General features: G+C 29.7%; 13 protein-coding genes and 1 riboswitch. Of the genes, 1 reads left to right on the forward strand and 12 read right to left on the reverse strand.

Annotated features, from left to right (window positions below):
- Positions 1-74: 74 nt before the first annotated feature.
- The 11 genes from K0039_RS04205 to licT all read right to left on the reverse strand — a co-directional run bounded on the left by K0039_RS04205 (position 75) and on the right by licT (position 10,229).
- Positions 75-1,358, reverse strand: a complete 1,284-nt coding sequence (locus K0039_RS04205; protein WP_228103781.1) for an Nramp family divalent metal transporter — start codon at positions 1,356-1,358, stop codon at positions 75-77.
- Between the two features lie 42 nt (positions 1,359-1,400).
- Entirely contained in the window at positions 1,401-2,159 is a 759-nt protein-coding gene (locus K0039_RS04210) for a LamB/YcsF family protein (protein WP_228103782.1), read from the reverse strand.
- A gap of 22 nt (positions 2,160-2,181) precedes the next feature.
- Entirely contained in the window at positions 2,182-2,967 is a 786-nt protein-coding gene (locus K0039_RS04215; protein WP_228103783.1) for a putative hydro-lyase, read from the reverse strand.
- Positions 2,968-2,986: 19 nt separating this feature from the next.
- The gene (locus K0039_RS04220) at positions 2,987-4,324 is read right to left on the reverse strand and encodes an acetyl-CoA carboxylase biotin carboxylase subunit (RefSeq protein WP_228103784.1); all 1,338 of its coding nucleotides are present in this window, start codon (positions 4,322-4,324) and stop codon (positions 2,987-2,989) included.
- A gap of 16 nt (positions 4,325-4,340) precedes the next feature.
- Positions 4,341-4,772, reverse strand: coding sequence for an acetyl-CoA carboxylase biotin carboxyl carrier protein (locus tag K0039_RS04225; RefSeq protein ID WP_228103785.1), 432 nt, complete (start codon positions 4,770-4,772; stop codon positions 4,341-4,343).
- 25 nt (positions 4,773-4,797) lie between these two features.
- On the reverse strand, positions 4,798-5,808 hold the full coding sequence (locus K0039_RS04230) for a 5-oxoprolinase subunit C family protein (RefSeq protein ID WP_228103786.1): 1,011 nt from the start codon (positions 5,806-5,808) through the stop codon (positions 4,798-4,800).
- 2 nt (positions 5,809-5,810) lie between these two features.
- The gene (gene pxpB, locus K0039_RS04235; RefSeq protein ID WP_228103787.1) at positions 5,811-6,530 is read right to left on the reverse strand and encodes a 5-oxoprolinase subunit PxpB; all 720 of its coding nucleotides are present in this window, start codon (positions 6,528-6,530) and stop codon (positions 5,811-5,813) included.
- 463 nt (positions 6,531-6,993) lie between these two features.
- A complete protein-coding gene (locus K0039_RS04240) occupies positions 6,994-7,185 on the reverse strand; it encodes a P-loop NTPase family protein (RefSeq protein ID WP_228103788.1) in 192 nt (63 codons plus the stop codon).
- A gap of 204 nt (positions 7,186-7,389) precedes the next feature.
- On the reverse strand, positions 7,390-8,832 hold the full coding sequence (nagE, locus tag K0039_RS04245) for an N-acetylglucosamine-specific PTS transporter subunit IIBC (protein WP_228103789.1): 1,443 nt from the start codon (positions 8,830-8,832) through the stop codon (positions 7,390-7,392).
- A gap of 17 nt (positions 8,833-8,849) precedes the next feature.
- Positions 8,850-9,350 (reverse strand): PTS sugar transporter subunit IIA, encoded by a 501-nt coding sequence (locus tag K0039_RS04250; protein ID WP_228103790.1) that lies wholly within the window; start codon positions 9,348-9,350, stop codon positions 8,850-8,852.
- 36 nt (positions 9,351-9,386) lie between these two features.
- Complete coding sequence (licT, locus tag K0039_RS04255; protein WP_228103791.1) at positions 9,387-10,229, reverse strand: BglG family transcription antiterminator LicT; 843 nt, start codon at positions 10,227-10,229, stop codon at positions 9,387-9,389.
- Positions 10,230-10,946: 717 nt separating this feature from the next.
- Here licT and K0039_RS04260 point away from each other — a divergent pair.
- Positions 10,947-12,077, forward strand: a complete 1,131-nt coding sequence (locus tag K0039_RS04260; protein ID WP_228103792.1) for an AI-2E family transporter — start codon at positions 10,947-10,949, stop codon at positions 12,075-12,077.
- A 71-nt stretch (positions 12,078-12,148) separates the two neighbouring features.
- Here K0039_RS04260 and thiC read toward each other — a convergent pair whose 3' ends face one another.
- Positions 12,149-13,453, reverse strand: coding sequence for a phosphomethylpyrimidine synthase ThiC (thiC, locus tag K0039_RS04265; RefSeq protein WP_228103793.1), 1,305 nt, complete (start codon positions 13,451-13,453; stop codon positions 12,149-12,151).
- A 184-nt stretch (positions 13,454-13,637) separates the two neighbouring features.
- Positions 13,638-13,741: riboswitch (TPP riboswitch) on the reverse strand.
- Positions 13,742-13,829: the final 88 nt, after the last annotated feature.

Consider the following 13,829-nt stretch of genomic DNA (forward strand, 5'->3'; position numbering starts at 1 on the left):
AAAAAAGTCATAGTAAAATATGAAGGATAAGATTTTATAATAAAACCTTATCCTTCATATTGATAATATTAAAATTATATAAATAATCCTTTTACAGTTTCAGCAAATGATAATAATGAACGATAACTTATAGCTAAAGTTACACATAATATAAATAGACCTAATACATTATTCCAAAGCTTATTTTTGTATTCGCCCAAATCCTTATGATTCAATACATATATTAAGAATATTGCGATAATTGGCAATATTATAGCATTTGCTGCTTGAGCTACTAGTATGAGTTCTGTTGGGCTTGATGACATTCCAAGAGCACTAAGTACCATACCTACTCCTAAAACTATCATCCAAACTATTTTGAACTTCATACTTTTCATATCTTTTTTATATCCAAGAGCACCTGTTGTAGCAAATGCTGCTGAAAGCGGTGCTGTTATTGCAGAAGTAAAACCTGCTGCAAACAATCCTATACCAAAGAACCATTTAGCCCAAGATCCAAGTAATGGTTCTAATTGTTGTGCCATTACTGCTCCACTATCTATAACCGTTCCACTTCCATGGAAAGATGCTGATGCTGAAATTATTACAGCCATAGAAATAAGACCACCAAGTCCTATAGATATAACTGTATCTATTCTTGCATGTTTTAAATCTTCTTTACTAGTCCATCTCTCAGATACTGAAGATGCATGTAAAAATAAGTTGTAAGGGACTACTGTTGTTCCAATTAATCCTACTATAGTTAACCAATCATTAGCCCCTGCTTTTGGTATAAACATACCTTTTATGATTGCTCCAAAATCTGGTTTTGAAACTATGGCAGTAGTAAAGAATGTAACGCTCATGACTAAAACTAATCCAATTAATATTTTTTCTATTTTTTTATAATTCCCTGACCAAAGCAATGAGAAGGCAGCTAAACCTAGTAATGGTGCCCATATAGTATTTGGCACTTGTGGTATTAATGTTGAAAGTCCCATAGAACCACCAACTAAATTCCCTGTTTCATAAGCTACATTCCCTATAAATATAGCAACTATTACTATTCCTACCGCTATAGCTTTTAATGCTTTGTTCGAGATTTTTTCTCTAATATTTTCACCTAGACCTTTTTGAGTAACTATCCCTAACCTTGCAGCCATTTCTTGGAATATTATTGTGGCAACTGTTGAAAATAGCATCGCCCAAAGAAGAGTATATCCACTACTTGCTCCTGATTTTGTACAAGTTGTTATTGTCCCTGGTCCAATAAATCCAGCTGCTATTAAGGCCCCCGGACCTATATTTTTTAATTTTTCTTTAATTTTGCTCTCTTTTTTGGCGATTTCTTCAATTGAATTTTCCTTCAAAACTTCCATTTTTATTCCCCCTTTTAAATTTTCAAAATAAGATTATAAGTCCTAAAATAATGATTTTATCTCTATATTCTCCTCTTTTAATTTTCTATTTATTTTTTTTACAAACTCCAGTGCTTTTATTCCATCTCCATGAACACAAATAGAATCAGCTTTTATATCTATATATTTTCCACTTATCGTTTTTACTTGTTTTTTTACTATCATATCTATTACTCTGTCTATTGCTTCTTCTTCATCAGTTATTACAGCTCCATCTTTTTTTCTACTTACTAAAGTACCATCTTCTTCATATGCTCTATCAGCAAAAACTTCACTGGCACATTTAAGCCCAACATCTTCACCTGCACGAATTAGCTCGCTTTCACTTAGTCCCAAAAGTATAATTTCTTTATCAAATTTATATATAGCTTCACATATAGCTTTTGATAAGTTATAATCTTTTGCTGCCATATTATACAGCGCTCCATGAGGCTTCACATGATTAAGTTTTATATTTGCACTTTTACAAAATCCATATAGTGCTCCTATTTGATATTTTGTATATGATTTAGCTTCCTCCAAAGAAATATCCATATTTCTTCTTCCAAATCCCATCAAATCTAAAAATCCTGGATGAGCTCCTATTGATACGTTATTTTCTTTTGCTAATTTAACAGTTTTCTCCATTACAACTGGATCTGATGCATGAAAACCACAAGCTATATTAACAGAAGAAACATATTTAATAATTTCTTCATCTAATCCTAATTTATATCTCCCGAAACTTTCCCCTAAGTCACAATTTAAGTCTACTCTATACATAACTTCTTCCCCCAAAACTTATTTAGTCTTTTAAATCTTCATTTTTAATGTCAGTAATTAGCATGTGACCTGGAGAATGAGTTATTACTATATTAGGTTTCACATTCATAACTACAGATTGAGGCGTTACTCCGCAAGGCCAAAATATTGGTACTTCACCTTTTTTAATTGTTACACTATCTCCAAATTCAGGACTATTAATATCTTCAATTCCAATCACTGTAGGATCTCCAATATGAATTGGTGTACCATGAACTTTTGGAAACTGTTCAGTTACTGTAACTGCTTTTATCACCTGATCATAAGGAATAGGTCTCATACTTACTACCATATTTCCTTTAAACATCCCTGCTTCTTTACATTCAATATTGGTTTTATACATTGGCACATTGCACCCTGTGGTAATATGCCTTACTTCAATATGATTTTTTATTAGTTCTGATTCAAAAGAAAAACTACATCCTATTAAGAAGCTAACAAAATCTTCTTGCCAAAATTCTTCTACTTCCTCATATTCTCCCCTTAATATTCCGTTTTCATATACTCGATACTTCGGAATATCTTTTGCAATATCCACATCTTTTGCAATATATTTTAAGTTTCTACTTCCAGTATCTGACACTTCTAAAATAGGACATGACTTTGGATTTCTTTGTGTAAACAAAAGAAAGTCATAAGCTAAATCTTTAGGTAAAATTACTAAATTTGCCTGAGCATAACCACTACACATACCAGAAGTTGGTTTTGTGTACTTGCCCTCTCTAATCATTTGTCTAACTTTAACTGGTGACTCTTTTGAGTAATCCATTTTTATCCCCCCATTTTTATCATAGCAATTCTTCTATAAATCCTGTATCTGCTTTCCCCTGCACATAAACTGGATTATTCATAAGAGAATATTGAAAATTAGCATTAGTTTCAATTCCGCTTACAACTAATTCATCTAGAGCTATTTTCATTTTTTCTATAGCTTCACTTCTATTGCATCCATGAACTATAATCTTACATATCATAGAATCATAATTCATTGGTATTTTATATCCACAATATATAAAAGTATCAACCCTAACTCCATTGCCTCCTGGAAGGTTCAGTGAAGTTATTTCTCCTGGACATGGTAAAAAATTATTAGCTGGATTTTCTGCATTTATTCTACATTCAATGGCATGTCCTTTTATCTTCACGTCATCTTGTGTTAAAGATAATGTCTCACCATAAGCAATCTTTATTTGTTCTTTAATTAAATCTACACCTGTAACCATTTCTGTTACTGGATGTTCTACTTGAATTCTTGTATTCATTTCAATAAAATAAAAATTTAAATCCTCATCCATTAAAAATTCAATAGTACCTGCATTTTCATAGTTTACTGCTTTTGCCGCCTTTACTGCCATGTTTCCTAATTTTTTTCTAGTTATTTCATCAATAACAGGTGAAGGTGATTCTTCTATCATTTTTTGGTGATTTCTTTGTATAGAACAATCTCTTTCACCTAGGTGAATCACATTTCCATAACTATCTCCTAAAATTTGAACTTCTATATGTTTAGGATTTTTAATATATTTTTCAACATACATAGTATCGTCATTAAATGCATTTACTGATTCTATCTGAGCTAAATTAAATAGTGTTTCAAAATCTTCTTCTTTTTCTACTATTCTCATGCCTTTTCCACCACCACCAGAAGATGCTTTAACTATTACAGGGTATCCTATTTCGTCTGCAATTTTTTTACCATCTTCACTTATATATATAGGTGCTTTACTTCCTGGAACAACAGGAACACCAGCTTCAATCATTGTGTTTCTTGCTTTTGATTTATTTCCCATAGCATCAATTATTTTACTATCTGGACCTATAAATTTAATGTTTTGTGATTTACATAACTCAACAAACTCACTTTTTTCTGACAAGAAACCAAATCCTGGGTGAATTGCATCTGACTTTGTTACTATAGCTGCACTTACAATTTTACTCATATCTAAATAACTTTCTCTTGGATTTGCCTCTCCAATACAAATCTTCTCATCGGCCAAAACTGTATGAAGTGAATTTTCATCTACTTTAGAATATACTGACACTGTCTTTATACCTAAAGTTTTACAAGCTCTAATTATACGAACTGCTATCTCTCCCCTATTTGCAATTAATATTTTATTAAACATAACTATTCTCCCATAATTAAAGTACTTTTATTTTTATTAGACTCTGACCATATTCAACAGTATCATTGTTATTAATTAAAATGTCCTCAACTATTCCATCGTAATTACATTTCACTTCATTCATAACTTTCATAACTTCAATTATACCTATTATTTGCCCTTTAGATATTTTATCCCCTGTAGCAATATACGGTTCTTCCTCAGGCGATGGAGAGTTATAAAAAGTTCCTATAAGCGGAGATTTAATATACTCAAAATTATCAGATTCTATTTTTTCAACATCATCTTTTATTTCTAAATCTTCATTTTGCAAGACCGATTGTGTATATGCAGTCTCTCCCCTATTCTTCTCTATTTTTATTTTTGTATTTCCCTCTTTAAAAGAAAATTTAGTAAGTGTAGATTTATCTATTGCTTCAATTAATTCTAATATTTCTTCAAAGTCCATGTTAATGCCCCCTTTTTCAAACTTGCTATTTGCTATTTAACAATATTTCTATTTTCTTAGATGTATTTCTTGGATTTAATACTTCTATACATGGTCTGTTAATTTGTTTCTTAATCTCATTCATTTTTTTGATTTTATCTCTATAAATCTGTTGTGCTTTTTCTAAAGATATTTCTTCAAATCTTATTTTGTCTCCAGTTTTTCTTTGAGCTAGTTTTCCAATATCTAAGGAAATAACAGTTGCAATTTTTGTATAACCACCTGTTGTCTGTCTATCGCTTAACATTATAATTGGTTTTCCATGGGAAGGTACTTGTATTGATCCTAGAACAATTCCATCAGATATAATATCTGCCGATGTTTTATGTTCTATAATAGGTCCATCTAATCTACATCCCATCCTATCAAATTCCTTTGTTACCTCATATTTTTCATTTAAAAATGTATAAATTCCGTTTTCTGTAAAAGCATCATCTTGTGGTCCTAATATTACCCTTAACACAATTTCTTTTTCTTCTTCTAACTTAAGATCTAGCTTTCTAGATAAGTAATTTTCTAAATATACCTTTGGCCAAGAAAATTCAATAAAATCTCCATCTTTCAACGTTCTTCCTTTATATCCACCTAAAGAGCATTTCACATTTGTTGATTTGCTCCCCATTACTTTATCAATTTTTAATCCTCCACAAAAAGCTATATATGCCCTAGCTCCTATTTGTGAATCTGTAAAGGATAAAATATCATCTTTCTTAACAAGTAAAGCTTTATACATGGAGACCTTTTCTCCATTTATTTTTGGATTTAAATCGCCACCAGTTATAGATATAAAATTTTCTTCTGTAAATTTTATTTTAGGTCCAATCAAAGTTATTTCCAGACCTGCTTCATCTTCTTGATTATCAACTAGAAGATTTCCAATTGATAAAGATTTTTTATCCATGGCTCCACATACAGAAAACCCCGCATCTTGATAACCGATTCTTCCAAAATCCTGTACAGAAGTATATAGTCCAGATTGTAGTATTTCAATTCCCAACGCTATGCACTCCCTTCAACCACATTACATTCATAAATTCCTTTATCTACTAAGTCTTTTATTTTGTAATATTCTTTTTTGCTTATTGGTGTAAATTTTATATAATCTCCAGCTTCATATAAAATTACCCTATTTCTATTTGAATCATATGGTTTAATAGGTGTTCTTCCTATAATCCTCCACCCACCTGGAGATGCTAATGGGTAAATTCCTGTCTGCTCCCCGCCAATTCCTACTGCTCCTGCTTCTAGTTTTAATCTTGGGTTTTCTAATCTTGGTGTGACTAACCTTTCATTCATTCCTCCCAAGTATGCAAAGCCTGGTAAAAACCCTAGCATATATATTAAGTATTCTTTTGAACTGTGTAGTTTAATAACTTCTTCTTTAGATAATTTTGTATATTGACTTACAAAGTCTAAATCTTCTCCAAATTCTTCATCATAGCAAACTGGAATTTCTATAACCTTTCTTATTTTCTTATTCTCAACATCTATTGTTTTAAATAAATCAGTTATAATCTCTTTTACTTCACTAAAAAATAATTTTTCCGGATTATAATAAACTAATAGCGCTTTAAAAGAGGGTACTGTTTCTATTATTCCATCTATATTTAATGATTTGATTTTTTTATTAAAAACTCTAATCTTATTATTAATTTCATAATTAATTTCATCGCCAAATTCTAAAGTTAGTGCCGAGTCCCCCACTGGTGAACATTTCATTATTACACCTCCATTATGATTTAAAATTCAAATCACTTTTCAAAATATACCTTTATTTATCATATTTACCTTAGTATAAATTGTATATTACAAAGTTTATTTTTGCAATATATTTTTCTTAACTTGCATATTATTTTTAATTAATAATAACATATTCTCTTCCAATCTATATAAACCTTAGATTTTAAGGTGTTTTTATAGTTTTGTTTACCATATCTAATATTTAATACTTGATTATTTTGCATGTATGAATTTCTTTAATTCATATATGTCATTTTTCGAACCTTTAATTTCAATTATCTGAAAATTTAGTTATCTTATTTTTTTGAATGAATATACTATTTCACCTTCAAGTTTTAAAATAACCATAGAATATCCAATGAATGAATTATCCTATGGTCTAATATACATTTATATAGTTTCTTTTTTACTCAAATCAAGTTCGTAAATCACATCTGCATTTTCACATACATTTTGAGAATGCGTTACAATAATAACAATTTTTTTCTTCTTTAGCTAATTTTTTAAATATCTTTAATATTTCATTTTCCGTCTTTCTATCCAAGCTACCCGTAAGTTCATCTGCTAGAATCATATGAGAAACTTTTGCTATAGATATCCTTTGTTGCTTTCCTCCTGACAACTTTAATATCATTCTATTGACACGGATGCGTCGAGACCTACATTTTTTAATAATTCTATAACCCTTAAATATTTCTTAATTTATCTCCTTATTATGGATATAATGACATTGCTATATTTTTCAAAATTCTTTTAATTCACCTTTTATAATAAAAAAGTTCCTAAGATAATAATCTTAGGAACTTTTTCGTTATAAACTTTTATTATTAAAAAGCTTTTACCCGCAAAGCTTTTTAAATTCATCTGCCACAAATTGTACATGAGTACCAATTATAACTTGTACACTAGTTTTGCCAGGTCTTATCACACCTGCCACACCAGCTAATTTTATAAGTTTTTCATCAACTAACGATTGATCTTTTACCTCTAAACGAAGTCTTGTTATACAATTATCTATAGAAGTTATATTCTCACTTCCACCAAGACCTTTTAATATTAGCTCAGCAGTGACAGCATAATCATTATTTGATGTAGCTACACTTTCTTTTAAAACAACCTCGTCATCATCTTCTCTACCAGGAGTTTTTAAATTAAATTTAGTTATTGCAAATCTAAATGTTACATAATATAAAACTGCAAATACTAAACCTATTGGTAATAACATTAATGGATTTTCTGCCATTGGAGCTTTGAAACTTAAGAACCAGTCAACAAATCCTGCTGAGAAGTTAAATCCAGCTCTTGTTGGTAGCATAGCACAAACTGCCATTGATATACCTGTTAATCCTGCATGTAATACATACAAACCTGGAGCTAAGAACATGAATGCAAATTCTAATGGTTCTGTAACTCCTGAGAAGAATGCAGAGAAAGATGCTGCTAATAATAATCCATACACAGCTGCTTTCTTTTCTTTTTTAGCAGTATGGTACATTGCTAAAGCTGCCGCTGGTAAACCAAACATCATAACTGGAAAGAATCCTGTCATATACATGCCTGTCACACCTGGAGTTCCTGTTCCTCCCCAGAAGCTCGCTATATCATTTATTCCTGCAACATCAAACCAGAATACTGAGTTTAATGCATGATGTAACCCAGTTGGTATTAACAATCTATTGAAGAATCCATATATCCCAGCACCTATTGGTCCTGCAGATATTATACCTTTACCAAATGATACTAATGCATTGTATACTATTGGCCATACTAAGAATAATATAACAGCTACTATAACTGAGAATAATGCAGTTACTATAGCAACACTTCTCTTACCACTAAAGAATGATAACCAACTTGGTAATTTTGTATTTTTAAACTTATTATAGCAAGTTGCTCCTATAATCCCTGATATTATACCAGTAAATTGAGTTGCTATTTTCCCAAACGCTGGATCAACTGCAGTTACATCTATTTGTTGGAAAAATGCAACTGAACCTGGAGCTAATAATGTAGTTATTACAAGCCAAGATACTAAAGCAGCTAAACCTGCTGAACCATCGTTGTCATCAGACATACCTACACCAACACCTATAGCAAATAATATTGCCATATTATCTATTAATGCACTACCTGCTTTTATTAAAAATGCAGCTATTACACTATTTGCACCCCATCCGGTAGGGTCAACCCAATAACCTATCCCCATTAATATACTAGCTACTGGCAAACAAGCAACTGGTAACATTAATGACTTACCTAGTCTTTGAAAATATTTCATCATAATTAATAATTCCTCCCTTATTTTATTATAATTTCTATAATATTATCTTGTTTTTCAACTTCCCCTATTTTAACAACATTAACATCTGCATATTCAAAAGTGTTGCATATTATCATAGGTGTAGTCGTGTCATAACCAGCTTCTTTAATTTTTTCTTCGTTGAATTTTATTAATAAATCTCCAGTTTTAACTTTATCACCTACTTTTACATAAGATTCGAAGTGCTCACCTTTTAAATTTACCGTATCTAATCCTATATGAATAAGTATTTCTACTCCATCATCACTTTTTATAGATACAGCATGTTTTGTTTCAAACAAAACTGTTATTTCTCCATTTACTGGTGATACTACATTTCCTTCAGCAGGTTTTATAGCAACACCTTTTCCTAACATCTCCTGAGCAAAAGTAGGATCATTTACTTTATCTATAGTCACCACTTCTCCCTTTATTGGAGCTACAACAAGTATACTTTTATCTTCTTTTTTGCTAAATCTTTCTTTTAGTCCTTTAAACATTTTAATCCTCCATAATATTTCTTCTCTTTTATAATTTTATAAATCCTCAGCATACATAGACACTCTTTTTATGTGTACTGCCAAATATGCTAACTCTTCCCTTGATACTTCATGTTCATATTTTTTCTCAATATATTCTTTAATTCTTAAACTACATTCAAATTCTTTTTCATATCTACTTGTGATCATATCTACTAAAATATCATCTGTATCTTTTATTGTTTCATTCAAAAATAATCTTTGAGATAAAAATTTTAAATGTGTTATTAATCTTGAATAATGTAGACTTTCTTCATCTAATTTAATTCTATAAAAATCATTTATTATTTTTACAATATCACTTATTAAAGTGGTAATTTTCAGCGCATCATTCATATTTGTGTTGTATTCTGCGTTTACAATATGTAGCGCAATACTTGCTGCTTCATCTTCATTCATCTCTATTTCTAACTTTTCTTTAATAAGCCTGAGAGCATATTCTCCAATTAAATACTCACTTTTATAAAATTGCTTCACTTCCCACAATAAAGGATTTGGAAACATCATTCCCTTTTTAAATCTTTTTACTGCAAAGTTAATATGATCTGTTAGTGTAATATAGATATTTTCATTAAGTTTTTGGCCTAAAGTTCTTCTTGCATAGCTAATAATTTCATAAGATAGTCTAAAATGCTCTAAAGGAAGTTTTTCTAACAATTGTTTGAATTTATCTACTGATGATTTATCATCCATAATAAATATTTTTTCAATTCTTTTTTTACTTACTATATCCCCTTCTTTTGCTTTAAATCCAATTCCTTTACCCATAACAACTACTTCTTTATTATTTGAGTCATAAGCACATACAAAACTATTGTTAATCACTTTTGTTATCTTCATAAATACATCTTCCTTTTTCTATATTTTTCAACGCAAAAATGACCAAACTTTATAACACACTAAATAGATCTTAGAAGAAATCTAATGTGCTATAAAATTTGGTCTTGCCTGCATTATCAGTAACACGCCAAATCATTTAATTATCCAGTTATAATTATATGATATCGTTTGCTTGTAATAATGTCAATATAAAAATATAGTTTTTTATCCTTCTAGTCTATACCCTACTTTAAATACAGTTTTTATTTAGTTTTTCAAATATAGTTTTTCTCTAATTCTCTAAACATGAATATCTACTGTTCTAGTTTCTCCCACATATTCAATTGACTATTCTTTTATTTGTATCTACTTCAACATTTTTAAATTTTATTTTATGATTATCTTTATTATATCTCCTTAAGATAACTTCTATTCTAGCTAATAATTCTATAGTTTCAAAAGGTTTAACAATATAATCTTTTTTCTTGTACTTTAGTTCGAAAAGTTAATAATAAACTTGATTATAGACACAAATTATTATATCATATTATTTAACAACGTAAATTCTCGAAGGGGAGTAGCTTTCACATTTGTGATAATCAGCCGTCATTACGTATAATATCCCGGTTGATTAGCAAGGTAAAACTTGTTAGCAAGACCTTCAGAGAAATATTCATTTTGTATTTATGAATATTTCTCTGAAGGTCTTTTCAATTATTTGTAATAAAGGAGTTCAAAATGAAAAATTTTAAAGAAGAATTTGTTAAATCCATAAGATATATAATACCTATATTTCTTATATTTGTAGGAATACTTATACTTAAAAACTACGGCCATATAGCTAGTTTTTTTAGTGATAATTTTACAATACTTAATAGTTTACTTGCACCATTTTTTATAGGTTTTATAATAGCATATATGCTTAATCAACCTATGAAAAAATTAGAAGAAAAATTTAAGTTAAGAAGAGGGCTTTCCGTTTTAATTATTTATGGAATAACTTTGATTATATTAATATTTTCATGGTTATTTATTGTTCCAGTTATAAAATCTAATATTAGTGAACTTGCTCTTTCTATTCCAAGCGGTATAGATCAGGTACAAGATTTAATTAATAATATTTCATCACAATTTAAATTTGATATTACTAATCCAGACATTAAAGCACAAATTAATGATTTTATCACTAAGGTTTTAATTCCAGTATCAAGCTTTACAGCATCTACTGTTAGTAACTTTATTATTAATTTAATGAGTACCATCGTATCTTACACTATCAACATCGTTCTTGGTTTAGTTATCTCAGTTTATCTACTTTTATCAAAAGAAAAATATATTAAAGTTGTAAGTTTATTTTTCCAAAAAATATTAAGACAACATTATTTTAAAGTAAAAGAATTTGTTAATATATTGGATAATAATATTGGTGTATATATAGTGGCAAAAGCTATGGATTCTACAATTTACGGTATTATCTGCACTATAGTACTTGCATTAACAGGTTCTAAATATGCATTATTTATAGGAATAATCGCTGGTGTAACTAATATGATTCCTTTCTTTGGACCTATTTTAGGTACTATTATAGCTGTTGTTACCAACTTATTCTTCTCTATTAATAAGGCTATTTTAGTTTTAGTAGTTATGATAATCGTTCAACAGTTAGAAAGCGCCATATTAGAACCTCATTTCGTTGGAAAACAAGTTGGTGTACCACCAATATTAACAATATTCGCTGTAACATTTGCTGGAAAATATACAGGATTTTTAGGTATATTGTTAGCCGTACCAGTTACTGGTGTTCTTTTAGTTTACTTTAAAAGATATCTTTACAACAAAAAAGAAGAACCTCTAAGCGATACCATATAAAACAACAAATATAATTAAAATAAAAATACCTTAGAATCGGCTTTTATAAACTATTCTAAGGCATTTTTTAATTAATCCATAATATCTACATCTTCACCTTTTAATATCTTATTTATATTTCTAACTGCACACATTTTTCCACACATTGTACAAGTATCTTCATTTTCTGGTTTAGACTCTGTTCTGTATCTTCTAGCTTTTTCACTATCTATAGCTAAATCAAACATTTTCTCCCAATCTAAATCTCTTCTAGCTTTACTTATTTCATTGTCCCAATCAGTAGCACCTTTAACACCTTTTGCTATATCAGCTGCATGAGCTGCTATTTTAGATGCAATTATTCCTTCTTTTACATCTTCTACTGTTGGCAGTCTTAAATGTTCTGCTGGAGTTACATAACATAAGAATGACGCTCCATAAGTAGCTGCAATAGCTCCTCCTATAGCAGCTGTTATATGGTCATAACCTGGTGCCACATCAGTAACTAACGGACCCAAAACATAAAAAGGTGCTCCTTTGCAAACAGTTTCTTCTATTTCCATATTGGCTTTTATTTGATTTAATGGCATATGGCCAGGGCCTTCTATCATAACCTGAACATTTCTCTCCCAAGCTTGAGTAGTCAATTCTCCTAATGTAACTAACTCCTCAATTTGAGATACATCCCCTGCATCTGCAATACTTCCCGGTCTACAAGCATCTCCTAAACTTATAGTAACATCATGTTTTGCACAAATGTCTAATATTTCATCATAATATTCATAAAAAGGGTTTTCATTGCCTGTCAGCTCCATCCATGCAAATATTATAGATCCTCCCCTAGATACTATATTAGTAAGTCTATTGGATTTTTTAAATCTTTCTGCTGTATGTTTGTTAACTCCACAATGAAGAGTCAAAAAGTCCACACCATCTTCTGCATGCATTCTAACAATATCTAACCATTCTTTTGCAGTTATCTTCTTTAATGGTTTATCATAATATACTACTGCATCATATATAGGCACTGTACCTATCATTGCAGGACACTCATATATTAATTTTCTTCTAAATGTTTGGGTATCTCCAAAAGAACTTAAATCCATTATGGCTTCAGCTCCTAAGTTTACTGCATTCATAACTTTTTCCATTTCTATATTTGTATCAAGACAATCTTTAGAAGTACCTAAATTTACATTGATTTTTGTTTTTAGTTTTTTACCTATTCCATAAGGTTTTAAAGATGTATGATTTTTATTAGCTGGTATTACAACCTTACCTTCTCCTACTAAATTAAGTAATTCTTGAACCTCCATATTTTCATATATTGCCACACTTTTTAACTCTTCTGTTATTATTCCCTTTCTTGCTGCATCCATCTGCGTTGTATAACTCATTTCATTCCCCTTCCATTTTAACCTTAAAATATTTTATTTATTTGCAATAAAAAATCTTCCTTACTTTAGCTATAATTGCACTAAAATAAGAAAGATTCTCTTAATATAAAAAGTCGTACAATAAATGTACGACTTCTAATCAAAATTAATAAATAATGTAATTAACAATAAAATGTCAAAACAAAATATATACAATATTTAATCTCCCTACGTCGGCATTATCCAAACAGGTTCAGTGGGTTTAGAATTAAAAATTCATTCTCAGCGATAGCTCCCCCTAAATATTTTATTTTAATTTTATTCTAGCACTATCTTCTATCAACTTCAACATTATGGACTATTTTATATAGATATTTAAATATTTATTGTTGATCTC

The organism is Terrisporobacter mayombei (genome assembly GCF_020748465.1).
GTDB classification, from domain to species: domain Bacteria; phylum Bacillota; class Clostridia; order Peptostreptococcales; family Peptostreptococcaceae; genus Terrisporobacter; species Terrisporobacter mayombei.